Source organism: Noviherbaspirillum sp., from assembly GCF_035254685.1.
Taxonomy (GTDB): domain Bacteria; phylum Pseudomonadota; class Gammaproteobacteria; order Burkholderiales; family Burkholderiaceae_D; genus Noviherbaspirillum.
Genome location: NZ_DATFAI010000040.1, coordinates 108,602 through 122,946 on the forward strand (window position 1 = coordinate 108,602; position 14,345 = coordinate 122,946).

At 61.1% G+C, this 14,345-nt stretch carries 16 protein-coding genes and 1 pseudogene; 8 read left to right on the plus strand and 9 right to left on the minus strand.

Annotation, left to right across the window (positions count from 1 at the left end; genetic code table 11):
• Window positions 1–64: 64 nt before the first annotated feature.
• The 4 genes from VJ698_RS17550 to VJ698_RS17565 form a co-directional block, all read right to left on the minus strand.
• On the minus strand, window positions 65–511 hold the full coding sequence (locus VJ698_RS17550) for a cyclic nucleotide-binding domain-containing protein (RefSeq protein ID WP_324104084.1): 447 nt from the start codon (window positions 509–511) through the stop codon (window positions 65–67).
• A 23-nt stretch (window positions 512–534) separates the two neighbouring features.
• Complete coding sequence (gene queC, locus VJ698_RS17555) at window positions 535–1,242, minus strand: 7-cyano-7-deazaguanine synthase QueC (protein ID WP_324104085.1); 708 nt, start codon at window positions 1,240–1,242, stop codon at window positions 535–537.
• A gap of 89 nt (window positions 1,243–1,331) precedes the next feature.
• Window positions 1,332–2,087 (minus strand): DUF3108 domain-containing protein, encoded by a 756-nt coding sequence (locus VJ698_RS17560; protein WP_324104086.1) that lies wholly within the window; start codon window positions 2,085–2,087, stop codon window positions 1,332–1,334.
• Window positions 2,088–2,109: 22 nt separating this feature from the next.
• On the minus strand, window positions 2,110–3,249 hold the full coding sequence (locus tag VJ698_RS17565; protein WP_324104087.1) for a DUF3108 domain-containing protein: 1,140 nt from the start codon (window positions 3,247–3,249) through the stop codon (window positions 2,110–2,112).
• A 172-nt stretch (window positions 3,250–3,421) separates the two neighbouring features.
• Here VJ698_RS17565 and VJ698_RS17570 point away from each other — a divergent pair, with 172 nt between their 5' ends.
• Window positions 3,422–4,120 carry a PhaM family polyhydroxyalkanoate granule multifunctional regulatory protein gene (locus VJ698_RS17570; protein WP_324104088.1) on the plus strand — a complete coding sequence of 233 codons (699 nt, stop codon included), beginning with the start codon at window positions 3,422–3,424 and terminating at the stop codon, window positions 4,118–4,120.
• Window positions 4,121–4,223: 103 nt separating this feature from the next.
• On the opposite strand, the gene VJ698_RS17575 is transcribed toward VJ698_RS17570, so the two are convergent.
• The gene (locus VJ698_RS17575; protein WP_324104089.1) at window positions 4,224–5,423 is read right to left on the minus strand and encodes an MFS transporter; all 1,200 of its coding nucleotides are present in this window, start codon (window positions 5,421–5,423) and stop codon (window positions 4,224–4,226) included.
• Between the two features lie 133 nt (window positions 5,424–5,556).
• Here VJ698_RS17575 and VJ698_RS17580 point away from each other — a divergent pair, with 133 nt between their 5' ends.
• The 4 genes from VJ698_RS17580 (at window position 5,557) to VJ698_RS17595 (ending at window position 8,509) form a co-directional block, all read left to right on the plus strand.
• A complete protein-coding gene (locus VJ698_RS17580) occupies window positions 5,557–6,414 on the plus strand; it encodes a ferritin-like domain-containing protein (protein WP_324104090.1) in 858 nt (285 codons plus the stop codon).
• Between the two features lie 71 nt (window positions 6,415–6,485).
• On the plus strand, window positions 6,486–6,962 hold the full coding sequence (rfaE2, locus tag VJ698_RS17585) for a D-glycero-beta-D-manno-heptose 1-phosphate adenylyltransferase (protein ID WP_324104091.1): 477 nt from the start codon (window positions 6,486–6,488) through the stop codon (window positions 6,960–6,962).
• Window positions 6,963–6,966: 4 nt separating this feature from the next.
• On the plus strand, window positions 6,967–7,974 hold the full coding sequence (locus VJ698_RS17590; protein WP_324104092.1) for an asparaginase: 1,008 nt from the start codon (window positions 6,967–6,969) through the stop codon (window positions 7,972–7,974).
• Between the two features lie 88 nt (window positions 7,975–8,062).
• Window positions 8,063–8,509 (plus strand): DUF411 domain-containing protein, encoded by a 447-nt coding sequence (locus VJ698_RS17595; RefSeq protein ID WP_324104093.1) that lies wholly within the window; start codon window positions 8,063–8,065, stop codon window positions 8,507–8,509.
• Window positions 8,510–8,570: 61 nt separating this feature from the next.
• Here VJ698_RS17595 and VJ698_RS17600 read toward each other — a convergent pair whose 3' ends face one another.
• The 4 genes and pseudogenes from VJ698_RS17600 to VJ698_RS24630 all read right to left on the minus strand — a co-directional run.
• Window positions 8,571–9,053, minus strand: coding sequence for a copper chaperone PCu(A)C (locus VJ698_RS17600; protein ID WP_324104094.1), 483 nt, complete (start codon window positions 9,051–9,053; stop codon window positions 8,571–8,573).
• A gap of 28 nt (window positions 9,054–9,081) precedes the next feature.
• A complete protein-coding gene (gene trmL / locus VJ698_RS17605) occupies window positions 9,082–9,552 on the minus strand; it encodes a tRNA (uridine(34)/cytosine(34)/5-carboxymethylaminomethyluridine(34)-2'-O)-methyltransferase TrmL (RefSeq protein ID WP_324104095.1) in 471 nt (156 codons plus the stop codon).
• A 13-nt stretch (window positions 9,553–9,565) separates the two neighbouring features.
• Window positions 9,566–10,138, minus strand: a complete 573-nt coding sequence (locus tag VJ698_RS17610) for a ComF family protein (RefSeq protein ID WP_414691184.1) — start codon at window positions 10,136–10,138, stop codon at window positions 9,566–9,568.
• A gap of 15 nt (window positions 10,139–10,153) precedes the next feature.
• Window positions 10,154–10,303, minus strand: a pseudogene (locus tag VJ698_RS24630) (ComF family protein); the annotation flags it as partial.
• Window positions 10,304–10,369: 66 nt separating this feature from the next.
• Between VJ698_RS24630 and VJ698_RS17615 the strand changes: the two are divergent.
• The 3 genes from VJ698_RS17615 to VJ698_RS17625 all read left to right on the plus strand — a co-directional run.
• Window positions 10,370–11,314, plus strand: a complete 945-nt coding sequence (locus tag VJ698_RS17615; RefSeq protein WP_324104097.1) for a methyltransferase domain-containing protein — start codon at window positions 10,370–10,372, stop codon at window positions 11,312–11,314.
• Window positions 11,315–11,880: 566 nt separating this feature from the next.
• Complete coding sequence (coxB, locus tag VJ698_RS17620) at window positions 11,881–13,041, plus strand: cytochrome c oxidase subunit II (protein ID WP_324104098.1); 1,161 nt, start codon at window positions 11,881–11,883, stop codon at window positions 13,039–13,041.
• 18 nt (window positions 13,042–13,059) lie between these two features.
• Window positions 13,060–14,345, plus strand: a 1,286-nt coding sequence (locus VJ698_RS17625; RefSeq protein ID WP_324104099.1) for a cytochrome c oxidase subunit 1, incomplete at its 3' end; no start/stop codon positions are given.

Below are 14,345 nucleotides of genomic sequence, written 5' to 3' on the forward strand. Positions count from 1 at the left end.
GCTCCAGGCACATCCGCGGCGTGCGCCAGGACGCACCCGCAAACAGATTCGCCTGAATGATCTACTAACCCAGCGTCATGATCTCGTTGGCGTAGCGCAGACGCTTGGACAGCAGCACCGCGATGTTGCGATACAGCTTGGATGAAATGTCGGGCAGGACGGCGATCTGGTCGCCGTCGAGTCGCAGCACACGGCAATGCTGGATGGCCTTGACCGAGGCGGAGCGGCTGCGGCATTCGATCAGCGACATTTCGCCGAAACATTCGCCGGGGCCGAGTTCCTGCAGCAGTTTCTGCACGCCGGAGGAGCGCTTGTAGATGCCAGCCTTTCCGGAGAGCAGGACGAACAGGTGCCGGTCCTGCTCGCCTTCGCGGATCGGGTATTCACCGGCGCGACATTCGACCAGTTCCGCCCGGGAGAGCAGACGTTCGAGTTCATTCTGTTCAAGGCCACGGAACAGATCGAGCTTGAGCAGGAGCAGGTAGGTCTCGGGCGCGCAGTGGACGGACATGTCTCCCTTTCCTTGTTCTGTTGTCAGGCCGGCTTCGCCACGAATTCGCGATAGCCGCGCGCGCGCAGTTCGCAGGCGGGGCAGGTGCCGCAGCCATAGCCCCAGTCATGCAGTGCGCCGCGCTCGCCAAGGTAGCAGGTATGCGTGTCGCTGCGGATGAGGTCGACCAGCGCCTGTCCGCCAAGCTGACTGGCCAGCCGCCAGGTGGCGGCCTTGTCGATCCACATCAAGGGCGTCTCCACTTTGAGCCGCGTCGCCATGCCGAGATTGAGTGCAACCTGTAGGGCTTTCATCGTATCGTCGCGGCAATCGGGATAGCCGGAGAAGTCGGTTTCGCACATGCCGCCCACCAGCACGTCGAGACCGCGCCGATAGGCGAGCGTGGCGGCCACCATCATGAACAGCAGGTTGCGGCCGGGCACGAAGGTGTTCGGCAAGCCGTTGTCCTGCATGGCGATCTCGACATCGCGCGTCAGCGCCGTATCGGAGATCTGCGACAGCAACGACAGGTCGATCATGTGGTCCTCGCCCAGCCTGGCATTCCAGTCGGTCGATAGCGCGCGCATCTTCTGCAGCAGGGCGGGGCGCACCGCGAGCTCGACCGCATGCCGCTGGCCGTAATCGAAGCCGATGGTTTCTACGCGCGCATAACGTGCCAGCGCCCAGGCGAGGCAGGTGGTGGAGTCCTGGCCGCCGCTGAAGAGCACAAGTGCTCCGTTGGGAAAAATCATGTTGAAACGGATATCAAGGTTGCGGCACAGCCGTGCCGGGGATCAATGCGGATTGTAGCCCGGGGATGCGTGGGTGGGAATCTGGCGATTTACGACGACTTGCGGTTAATGTTTTCCACCGTCTGTTCGATGAAGTCGCCGTCGCTTTCCGAATATCGGATGCGCGCCGGATACCACTCCTGCTGCGGCGCCAGCCAGATGTCGATCTGCTGGTCACCCGAGCCGGGTTCGTTCAGGCGAGTGATGTGCAGGGTGTTGAGTTTGCCCAGCGCTGTGTCGATCTTTTCCGGTTTCAGCACCTTGAAGGTCCACGCGTCCGCATCGCGCCTGCCGGCCACGGTGAACGTCCATTCCGAGCCCGGCTTGAACTTTCCCTGCGCCGCGCGCGCGATCGAGACCAGCTGCCAGACGGCGCTGCTGCGGTCCTGTTCGCCGCCGCTCAGCGGGGCGGTCTGGTCGGACTCCGGGAAACGGACCACGCCGGCCGCGCGATCGAAGGTGGTGGTCGCCGGGCTCTTGCGAAAGCGCTTCTCGGTGAAGCTGACGGGGGCGAGGCCGTAGTCGTCGATCACGCCTTCGCTGCGCGCATCAAGGATCTTGCCGATGAGCACCGCGCGCGCTTCATTCGAGACGGAAAACTTCCTGTCGCCGACCGACCATTTGATGATGCCGTCGCCTTCGAGGGGAAAGCCTTTCTGCCGTGACTTGATCTTGTAGCTCAGCTCGGCGGATGGCGGAACGTTGACGCGGTACTTCGCCCCGTTGTGTTCGGCCGACAGCGCGTTGAGTGAAATGCCAAGTGCCAGGATCGCACCGAGGGTCATGCGCGGGAGGAAAAGGATCATGAATCGTTCAGCCAAAAAAGTGTCAATGCGCCTGCTGCGCCTGCGGCGTCAGCGATGACAGCGCCATGTCGAGGTAGTCGCCGTTGGAATACGTATAACGCACCTTGACCGGATACCAGTCCTGGTGTGAGGCCAGCCAGATGTCGATCTTCTGGTCATGCGAGTCGGGACGCGGCACGCGCACCACGTGCCATGCGGCCAGCTTGCCATAGGGCGTGTCGACCTGTTCTTCGCCGAGGAGCTGGAAGTGCCAGCTATCAGCATCGCGCGCACCGGCAACCGTCACGTCCAGGGCAGTGCCGGGCTGGAACTGGGACGGATCGCCGCGCCCGATGCCGGCCAGCTGCCAGATGATGCTGGCGCGGTCCTGCTCGCCGCCGGTGTAGGGAAAGGTCGCCTCGGAGGCGGAGAAAGTGATCTTGCGCGCGTCGTGCTGGAAGTGGGTATTGGTCAGAGATTTGCGCCACGGTTTTTCGCTGTACAGCACCGGCGCAATGCCAAGCGCATTGATCATGCCCTCGCTCTGGAAGTTCAGCACGGTGATCTTGAAGATGAACGTGACGTTCGCTTCGCCGGCGATGCGATAGCTGCCCCCGGCCGACTCCCAGTGGAAAGCCCCGCTGCCATACCATTTCTGCTGGTCGCGCAGCGCGAATACGTCATAGGTCAGCTCGGCCGAAGGCGGCGGGTCGAACTTGAAGCGAGGAGCGGGCGGCGCATCGGGTGTGGTGGGTGCAGTGGCGGTTTCTTCGGCGGTTGCATCAGCGGCAGGATCGGCAGTCGTGTCGCCCGCGGATTCTGTGCTCGCAAGGTCGGTGTCCTGCGGTACGGCCGGAGGCGGCGTCAAGGCAGTCGTGTTCTGCTCCACGGGTTGCGGAGGCGGCGCAGCACGGCGGCGTGGCTTCGGCCTTGGCCTTGGCCTTGGCTTGGGCCTGGCGATGACCGGAGCAGGCGGCGTCACTACCTTCGGCGGCGCAGTCAGTAGGGATGCCGTCACGATATCCTCGCGATCCTGGTGCCATGAAGGCATGGCGATGTGCCCGTTCACCCAATTGAACGCCACCAGGTGCAGCAGGAGCGAGGCGAGCAGGACCGCAACCCATCGGTGGGATCTCGCGTTGGCGCGCGGCGGTTCAGTCGTGGATGGGTGGATCAGCGGCATCCTGCTAGTGTAGCAAGCTCCCCATCCATCCGTTGCGGCAATATATAGTGTTACTGTGTAGTAATGTATCGATGGTGACTTGCCTTTGTCAGGCCGCAAACCGGAACCTTTATCATTTCGTTCACTCCACTGAATCTGCTACCCTCAGTCTTTTTGGACGCGGAGAAGAATCATGGCCAAGCCGACTATGCCGAACATCCCGGGCATCGGGGCAATGACGGACACGATCGATTTCGTCAAGAACCTCTGGGGCAGCATGGGCATCCCTGGCATGAACATGAGCAACATGAGCATTCCAGGCATGCCGGGCATGAACATCCCAGGCATGGTCATGCCGACCCTGTCGGTCGAGGAAATCCAGAAGAAGATCACCGACCTGAAGGCGGTCGAGTCCTGGCTGAACCTCAACATGGGCATGTTGCGCAGCACGATACAGGCGCTAGAAGTGCAGGCCGCCACCTTGTCGACCCTGCAGACCATGGGTGAGAGCTTCACGGCCAGCATGGCTTCTGCCACACAGGGACATGGACAGCCGGCCGCAGCGCCGGTGCACAACGGGAACGGCGGCGGCAATGGCCATGCGACCGAAGGCCACGGCAGCGAAAAACTGCATCATGCCCCGGAGCCGACCAGCAAGGATCAGACGGACGCCGCGGCCTTGACGGCCCCGCTGGTCAATGCAGCAGCCTGGTGGAACATGTTGCAGGAGCAGTTCAAGCAGGCGGTCGACAGCGCGATGACAACCGAGCCTCTGGCTACAGCGGCTTCCGCGGAAAAACCAAAGGCCAGGCCGAAGGCCAAGGCATCCGCGGCAACAGCCGGCGGCGCAAGTACCAGCGGCACGGCGCGCAAGCGCAAGACTTCAAAATAGGCATGTCCTTGTTGCTGGTCGGTTGAGCGGGCCAGGAACATCATCCGATTCAACTTCGGAATTGAGGCTTGCGCCCATCTCGTTCATGCCCGGCGCATGATCGTCACTGCTCCACAGCCGCCTGCGGACGGCGCAGCACCAGCAACACCAGCGCCGCGGCAGCGAACACAGCACCCGCCTCGAAAGTCGCTGCGGGACCAAGCATGTCCCAAAGCAGACCTGCCACCACGCTCGCCAGCAGCATCGCGACGCCGCTACCGAGATTGAACAGGCCGTAGGCCGTGCCGCGCAGGTCGGTCGGCGCAGTATCGGCAATCATGGCCGCCAGCAGGCCCTGGGTCGCCGCCATGTGCAGCCCCCAGAACACGAGTCCCGCCGCGATCCATCCCAGCCCGCCATCGTAGGCGAGCAGCAGGTCGGCCACGATCAGGGGCACGATACCCATGATGAGCAGGGAATAGTGACTCATTCTGTCGGCCAGGATGCCGAAGGGATACGCGCCAACGGCATAGATCGCATTCATCAGGACCAGCACCAGCGGCACCAGCGCTACCGCGAGCCCGCTCTGCTGCGCGCGCAGCACCAGGAAGGCCTCCGAAAAGCGTGCCAGCGTCAATACCGCGCCCGCGGCGACCACCCACCAGTAGGAATCGGGCAATTGTTTCAGCGCTGCCCTGGAGATCGGAAAGGCAACTTTCCCTGCGCGGCGCGCCCGTGCCGGCTCACGCACGCCGACAGCAAGCAGCAGCACCGCCATCAGTGCAGGAATGACGGCCACCCAGAACACGGCCCGGAAATTGTCGGACCACAACAGCATCAGCCCCATCGCCAGCAGCGGGCCGATAAACGCGCCGACAGTATCGAGCGACTGGCGCAAACCGAACGCCGCTCCGCGTAATTCCGCCGGGGTGACGTCGGCGATCAGTGCGTCGCGCGGCGCGCCACGTATCCCTTTCCCGATGCGGTCAAGAAAGCGCGCACCCAGCACCCAAGCCGGGCCGGTTGCGAGTGCGAACAGCGGCTTGGTCACGCCGGCCATGCCATAACCGATCACCGCCAGCCATTTGCGCTTGCCCACATAGTCGCTGAGTACGCCGGAGAATACTTTCGTGATCAGTGCTGTTGCTTCCGCGATACCTTCGATCACGCCGACCGTTGTCGCACTCGTGCCGAGAACCATGGTCATAAACACCGGTAGCAGACTATGGATGATTTCCGACGAGACATCCATCATCAGGCTGACAAAGCCCAGCACCCAGACCGTACGGGGAACGCGGGGCGATTGTTCAAGTGAAGTAGTCATGAGGATGGAGGCTTGTTGATGAATTTCTGTTGCTGGGATGCATTAAACCTGGAGCCCGATCCTGAGTCTTGTTTCCGGGTTAACTGCTTTTCTTGGTAGAATCAAGCACTTAACTCTCTTTAGAAGGTGCCTAATGCTGTACCCAGAATTATTCAAGTCACTCGAACAGGTCCGGTGGAACATGGAAAAAGACATTCCGTGGGACCAGTTCGACGGATCAAAACTGACGGACGAACAGGCGCAAACCATCCGGATGAATGCCATCACCGAGTGGTCCGCCCTGCCGGCGACCGAAATGTTCCTGCGCGATAACCGCGGCGACAGCGATTTTTCTGCGTTCATGTCCGTCTGGTTCTTCGAAGAGCAGAAGCATTCGCTGGTTCTGATGGAATACCTGCGCCGATTCCGCCCCGAGCTGGTGCCGACCGAAGAAGAACTGCACAACGTGCGCTTCGAATTCGACCCCGCGCCGCCGCTGGAAACCCTGATGCTGCACTTCTGCGGCGAAATCCGCCTCAACCACTGGTACCGCTGCGCATCCGACTGGCACACCGAGCCCGTCATCAAAGCCATCTACAAGATCATCAGCCAGGATGAAGCCCGCCACGGCGGCGCCTACCTGCGCTACATGAAGAAAGCGCTGAACGAGGTTGGCGATTCCGCGCGCGCCGCGTTTTCCAAGATCGGCGTGCTGATGGCATCCGCGCGGCGTACCGAGAAGCCACTGCACCCGACCAACCTGCATGTGAACCAGGCACTCTTCCCCAATGATACCGTGCAAAGCCGCCTGCCGGATCCGAACTGGCTGGAGCGTTGGCTCGACGGACAGATCAGGTTCGACAGCACGTGGGAAAAGAAGGTCGTTGACCGCATCCTGCACAACATGTCTTTGTTGATGGAGCGCACCTTCGAATCCGTGCAGGACCTGAACCGTTATCGCAAGGAAGTCGCTGCGCGCCTCGGCCAGGGCGCGCTGAAATCGGCAGCCTGATCGCCAACGGCGCATCGCCTGAGGTAAGCTAGGGGCCGCAAGCACAAGCTTGCGGCCCTTTTACTTTCATCATGTCCGATTTCGAAAAGAAAATCTGCTCGCGCGCCGACCTCAGGCAACGCGTCGCCCAACTGCCCCGGCCCGTGGTGCTGACCAACGGCGTGTTCGACATCCTGCACCGTGGTCATGTCACCTATCTTGCACAGGCGCGCGAACTCGGCGCCTCGCTGGTGGTCGCAGTCAATACCGATGCCTCGGTCAAGCGCCTCGGCAAGGGTGACGACCGCCCGATCAACATCTGCGAGGACCGCATGGCCATCCTCGCTGCGCTGGAGTCGGTCAGCATGGTCGTTCCGTTTGACGAAGACACGGCTCTCGAAGTCGTGCAGGAAGCGCGGCCGGACATCTATGTGAAAGGCGGCGACTACGACATGAGCACGATCCCGGAAGGGCGTGCCGTCACCGCCTACGGCGGCCGCGCCGTCGCCATCGATTTCCGGCACGACCGATCGACCACCGGCCTGTTATCGAAAGTCCGCAAGGGATAAAGACATGAACTTCGCTCCGTTGGCGGAAGTCACGCGCGGCGCGCAGCTTGAATCCATCCACCACGGGGCCGTCGCGGTGGTCGATGTGCACGGTAACCTGTTGTATCGCGCCGGCGATCCGCATTTCCTCACCTTCACGCGTTCCACCCTCAAACCGTTCCAGGCCTTGCCCTTCATGCGCGGCGGCGGTCCCGCCCGCTTCGGTTTCACCACGCGCGAGATCGCACTGATGTGCGCCAGCCACTCGGGCGAAGCGATCCACATCGAGACCGTGCAATCGATGCTCGGCAAGGCGGGCTGCGACGAGCATCACCTTCGCTGCGGCTGCCACGTGCCGATCCATTACGGCATTGAAAACAGGCTGCCGACGGCGGAAGAGCACTTCAACCAGTTGTACAACAACTGCAGCGGCAAGCATGCCGGCTTTCTCGCGTACTGTGTGCAGCACGGTCATCCGCTTGACAGCTACCTCGATCCGGCCCATCCCCTCCAGCAGGCGATCCGCGAGAGTGTGGCCCAGGCTGCGGGCATATCGCAGCACGATCTCGCGGCGGGCATCGACGGATGCTCTGCGCCCAACTATGCCATGCCGCTGTCGCGCCTTGCGCTGGCCTATGCCCGGCTGGCGCAGGGTGACAAGGAGCCGGTGTTCGGCAGCGTCTTCGGCGACCTGTTTGGTGCGATGACCAGCCATCCCGAGCTTGTGTCGGGCCATGGCCGCGCCGACCTCGCTTTCATGCAGACGGCGCCGGGCGACTGGGTCGCAAAGGGCGGTGCGGAAGGCGTGCAGGCGATCGGCATCCGATCCGCGGGCATCGGTATCGCGATCAAGGTGGCGGATGGCAATGCCCGAGCGCTGTATCCTGCCGCCGTCGCCGTATTGCAGCAGATCGGCCTGCTCGGCGCGGTCGATGCGACGCCGCTTGCTTCCTGGGCCCATCCTGAAGTCAGGAATCTGCGGAGACTTCCTGTCGGCAAAATCAGCGCCACGGTCCGCCTTGCAAAAATTTGATCTGAGGCAGAGAGCTTTTGCTTCCGGGCATGCTACTTTGGTTGCAATCAGCCGCGCCTGCGGCCCGTGAACAGGAAGGATGCCAATCATGCAACGACGAACACTCTTGCAAGCCGCACTCGCGGCAATCGTGCTGCCCATGGGTGTGGCGCATGCAGCAGCGCCCGTGGTGGAAGTGTACAAGACCCCGACCTGCGGCTGCTGCCACCTCTGGGTCGATCATCTCCGTGCCAACGGCTTTGTCGTCAGCACGCACGACGTGCCCGATACATCCATCCATCGGAAGAAGTTCGGCCTGCCGGATGAAGTCGGCTCCTGCCACACGGCGATGGTCGGCGGCTATGCCATCGAAGGCCACGTGCCGGCGCAGGACATAAAACGCCTGCTGGCCGAACGGCCGCGCGCCAGGGGGCTGGCAGCGCCCGGAATGCCTGCCGGATCGCCCGGCATGGAAGGCCCACGCAAGGACCCGTTTGACGTCGTGCTGATCCAGATGGACGGCCGGTACAAGCTTTACCGGCATTACGCGGGCTGATTACCCGCGATCGCAGACGCCTCATGCCGGAGGAATGGTCCCTCCGGCTGCGCGTTCCGCATCAATGCCCGTGACGCATGCCTTGTTCGCCCATGGGTTTGTTCCTGTCCTGCACCGTCACTGACACTTCGATCTTTCCTGCCTTTTCAAAGGTCAGGGTCAGCGGGAACTTGTCCCCGGCCTTCAGGGGCTGGGCCAAGCCGATCAGCATGACGTGATAGCCTTCACCCGGCTTCATCACCAGCTTTTCCGAAGGCTTCAATTCGATCTGCGACACTTCACGCATTTTCATCACATTGCCTTCCATCGCCATCGTGTGGATCTGCACCGATTTCGCAACAGGCGAGCTGGCCGCGACCAGCTTGTCCGCTTCCTTGCCCGTGTTTTCGATCGTGAGGAAAGCGCCGCCGGAAGGTTGTCCCGGCACGGTCGCCCTTGCATACGGGTTGTCGAGCCGCAGCTCCTTGAGCTTGTATGCCTGGGCATTGGCGAAGCCGCAGGCGAGTGCGATGACGGCAAAGGAGAGTAATGAGCGCAATTGCATGATGTTTCCTTGATGAGATGGTAGGGGTTCAACTTCCGCCAGCAAAGCCGTTTTGCCGCCATGCTTCATAGACCACGACGGCAACGGTATTCGAAAGATTCAGGCTCCGGTTATTCGGCCGCATCGGCAGCCGGATCCGCTGCGAAGCGGGAAACGACTCGCGCAGCGCAGGCGCAAGGCCGCGCGTCTCCGCGCCGAATACAAACACGTCGCCAGGCCGGAATGCCGCCGATGCAAACGGCGTCGACCCTCGGGTGGTCAACGCGAACATCCGTTGCGGATCCGGCGTTTCGCTTGCAAGGAAAGCTTCCCAGTTGCGATGCACCTTCATCTTCGCATACTCATGGTAATCGAGTCCGGCGCGGCGCATCTTCGCATCATCCAGCGGGAAGCCCAGCGGCTCGATGAGGTGCAGTTGCGCGCCGGTGTTCGCGCACAACCGGATCACATTTCCCGTATTCGGCGGGATCTCGGGTTCAACCAGTACGACGTGGAACAAGTACTTCTCCCTCTTACTTCTGCGGCGTGCGCGCGAATACGAAGTTCGTCACGCGCGCCGCGCCAAAACGTTTCAATGTCGCCGCCAGTTCATTTAGCGTCTCGCCCGTGGTGATGACGTCATCTACCACGCCGACATGCAGGCCGCGCAGGCGGTCGATCGCGTCTGGTCGGACTCCGAATGCGTTGCGCACATTCTTGCGCCGCTCATCGGGATGCAGCAGCGATTGTGCCTGCGTATCCCGCTGGCGCATGACCAGGCGCGCATCGAGCGCAACCCCCAGCGCGCGCGACAGCGGCCGCGCGATTTCCACCGCCTGGTTGAAGCCCCGTTCCATCAACCTTTGTCGGCCGAGCGGCGTAGCCGTCAAGAGCTGCGGCAGCATTGCGTCGGGCGCATCCAGCATCGCATCGCGCAGCATGCCGGCGAACAATGGCCCAAGTTCAAGGCGACTTCCGAACTTCAGCGCCAGCACAAGCTGATCGGCTGGCGGCGCATAGTCCGTGGCAACAATTGTCGCATCGAATGCCGGCGGCTGCTTCATGCATTCACCGCACACGTTGGCCGACGCATCCGCAAGCTGCATCGCGCATTTCCCGCAGCGATGCGCGCGTCGCGAGAAAAACTGTGCATGGCAGCCCTTGCACACTGCCGCCACGCTGTCGCCCCCACAAAAGGCGCAGGAAGACGGGAGGAGGGTGGGCAGGCGTGCCCGCAGGTGTTGCGACCAGTTAAGCAGGCGGGAAAACATGGAGCAGGCAGGCCTTCAAGCGTGTAAACTGCGACCATTATCTCATTGACATGGCTGGATTTTCTCGTGCCTTCGCAACCGACTTCGTCCGACAGCAATTCCATCAATCCGATCGATATCGATTACCTGCGCCGCTTGTTTGGATCGCCCGACTGCCTCGCCGATTCGGAATTCCTGCGCCGGGAAATTGCGCGTCGCATGCACGAGCGACTGCCGCTGGTGAAGATCAAGCCGGAACGTGTCCTCGACCTTGGTTGCGGAACAGGCAATGATCTGCCGCTGCTGCAGGAGCACTATCCCGACGCGCAGGTGCTGGGGCTGGATGCATCGCCCGCGCTGTTGTCGGCCGCGTACGAGCGCCAGCGCGCCGCGATGTCATCCATGAACCGCCTGCTGACCAGGTGGCTCCCCGGCCGCATCGGCGCCGGACTGGATGTTGCGGGCGGGCTTGTTTGCGGCGACTTCGGACAATTGCCTTTCAAGAACGGCAGCATGGACGTGGTTTGGTCCAATCTCGCTTTGCATTGGCATCCGCACCCCGATAAGGTGTTTGCGGAATGGCGGCGCGTGCTGCGCGTGGATGGGCTGCTGATGTTTTCCTGCTTCGGTCCGGATACGCTCAAGGAGATCCGGTCCGCATTCTCCGTCGCGGATCGTCAGGCGCATGCACTCTCCTTCGTCGACATGCACGACTTTGGCGACATGCTTATCAATGCGGGATTCTCGACGCCCGTGATGGACATGGAAACCATCACCGTCACATACGAATCCGTCAACAAGCTTCTGTCAGACGTCCGCGCATGGGGGGGCAATCCGCTGGCGACCCGCAGGCGCAGCCTTTTTGGCCGCCGTGCGTGGGCTGAAGTTACGCAGGCGCTGGAGCAGACGCGTCGCGACGACGGCAAGCTTCCGCTGACTTTTGAAATCGTCTACGGCCACGCCTTCCGGCCCACACCCACAAAAACATCCAGCGGCGAGTCAATTATCCGCCTCGACTTTCGAAAAAAATGATCTGGATCATTGTGTCGCGGAAATTTTTATGCTTGATGTTCATGCCTGTTCCGGCATATACTTCCCCAGCTTGCAATAGACGCTACTCTTTCCGGCATGACGAATAGTTACTGACTTACGTCAAGCGCAGAATTTCTGTAAGGCGTCATTGTTCATAGTCGCCGCGCCAAAAGCGTTGGCGTTTTTGGTGCGGCGCGCGATCCCCTCGCTGTTTGCCTGATTCTTTCCTGGCCTTGGCCCCGGCAGGAATCACGCGTGCAGTTTCCAGGAAACCGGTGGCCGGGCTTGCAAGCTTTGCTGCCCGCCACCAGCACTTCGCACCGATATGCAATACCTGTCGATGGAGTACGTGCAAGAAAAACCAGGCGTTTACCCCCGATCCTTGTCAGGCATGTATCGAACTGCCTGTCATGGCTCTTGAGCCGGCCACCTTCGGGTAATTGCATCGAGGCCATAGCCGACTGGCATCGGCAGGATAAAAAGGACGCGAGATTGCGCGGAGGCTGAAAAAGCGCGCTGGCGTCGAAGAAATAACAGAATTCCAATTTCAGGCTTTTGAGGAAACTATGAAACTTGCAAAGCGCCTTCAATCCTTGATGCTCGGTGTGTCGCTCCTGGCCACCGGCATTCCGTCATGGGCCGTCGTTGACAGTCCCGGCGGCCCGGCTGTCCGCGAAATGACTTTTCAGCCGCCGGTGACAAGGATTGCCGAGGAAATCTACTCACTGCACAACCTGATGCTGATCATCTGCCTGGTGATTTTCGTCGCGGTCTTCGGCGTGATGTTCTATTCCATCATCAAGCACCGGCGTTCCGTCGGCCACCGGCCGGCCACCTTCCACGAAAGCACTGCAGTTGAAATCGCCTGGACCGTCGTTCCTTTCCTGATCGTCATCGGTATGGCACTCCCGGCAACCAAGACCGTGGTTGCCATGAAAGACACCTCCAACCCCGACCTCACCATCAAGGTGACCGGCATGCAGTGGAAATGGGGCTACGACTACCTGAAAGGCGAGGGCGAAGGGATTTCCTTCCTCTCTGCGCTGTCCACCCCGCGCGAGCAAGTCGTTGATCCCACCAAAGTCAAGAATGACAACTACTTGATCGAAGTAGACAATCCGGTAGTTGTTCCGGTCAACAAGAAGGTCCGCCTGGTGCTGACCGCCAACGACGTGATCCACTCCTGGATGATCCCCGCGTTCGGCGTCAAGCAGGACGCGATTCCCGGTTTCGTGCGCGACACTTGGTTCCGCGCCGAAAAGACAGGCGTCTATCGCGGGCAGTGCGCCGAGCTGTGCGGCAAGGAACACGCCTTCATGCCGATCGTCGTCAACGTCGTGAGCGATGAAGACTACAAGAAATGGGTTGATGGCAAGAAGAAGGAAATGGCTGCAAAGGCTGACGATCCGAACAAGACCTGGACCGTGGGTGAACTCAAGGAGCGTGGCGAAAAAGTTTATGCCTCCAACTGTGTCGTGTGCCACCAGCCGAACGGCAAGGGCGTGCCGGGATCCTTCCCCGCTCTCGATGGCTCGCAGGTCGTGAATGGCCCGAAAGCAGTCCAGATCGATCGCGTGCTGAACGGCAAGGGTGGAATGCCGCCGTGGAAAGGAGTGCTGTCCGATACTGACATCGCTGCCGTCATCACCTTTACACGCAACAACTGGTCCAACAAGGCCCAGGACAATATTGTTCAACCGGCTGAAGTACTGGCTGCGCGCAAGTAATTGAATTAGGAGATTGACATGAGCACCACTGTAGTTGATCACGCACACGATCACTCTCATGACCACGCGCATGACCATCCGCACGGCTGGCAGCGCTGGTTGTTTGCCACCAACCACAAGGACATTGGCACCCTATACCTGTGGTTCTCCATGATCATGCTGTTGTCCGGTGGCGTGCTGGCGCTGCTGATCCGCGCTGAACTGTTCAAGCCTGGGCTGCAATTGGTACAGCCGGAATTCTTCAACCAGCTGACCACGATGCATGGCCTGATCATGGTGTTCGGCGCCATCATGCCGGCCTTCGTCGGCTTCGCGAACTGGATGGTCCCGCTGCAAATCGGCGCGTCCGACATGGCATTCGCGCGCATGAACAACTTCTCGTTCTGGCTGCTGCCACCTGCTGCCATTCTGCTTGTTAGCTCCTTCCTGGTGCCCGGCGGCGCAACCGCAGCCGGCTGGACACTCTATGCGCCGCTGTCGACGCAGATGGGTGTCGGCATGGACATGGCCATCTTTGCGATCCACATCATGGGCGCCTCGTCGATCATGGGCTCCATCAACATCATCACCACCATCCTCAACATGCGTGCGCCCGGCATGACGCTGATGAAGATGCCGATGTTCTGCTGGACTTGGCTGATCACCGCCTACCTGCTGATCGCGGTGATGCCGGTGCTCGCCGGCGCCATCACGATGACGCTGACCGACCGCCACTTCGGCACCTCGTTCTTCAACGCGGCAGGCGGCGGCGACCCGGTGATGTATCAGCACATTTTCTGGTTCTTCGGTCACCCCGAGGTCTACATCATGATTTTGCCGGCCTTCGGCATCATCTCGCAGATCATCCCGGCCTTCGCCCGCAAGCAGCTGTTCGGCTACGCCTCGATGGTGTATGCAACGGCCTCGATCGCGATCCTGTCGTTCATCGTGTGGGCGCACCACATGTTCACGACGGGCATGCCGGTCACCGGGCAGCTCTTCTTCATGTACGCGACGATGCTGATCGCCATCCCGACCGGCGTGAAGGTGTTCAACTGGATCGCGACGATGTTCAAGGGCTCGATGACCTTCGAGACCCCGATGCTGTTCGCGATCGGCTTCATCTTCGTGTTCACGATCGGCGGCTTCACCGGCCTGATCCTCGCGATGGCGCCGATCGACATCCAGCTGCAGGATACGTACTACGTGGTGGCGCACTTCCACTACGTGCTGGTGGCCGGCTCGCTCTTCGCGCTGTTCGCGGGCACGTACTACTGGATCCCGAAGTGGACCGGCCACATGTACGACGAGAAGCTCGGCAAGCT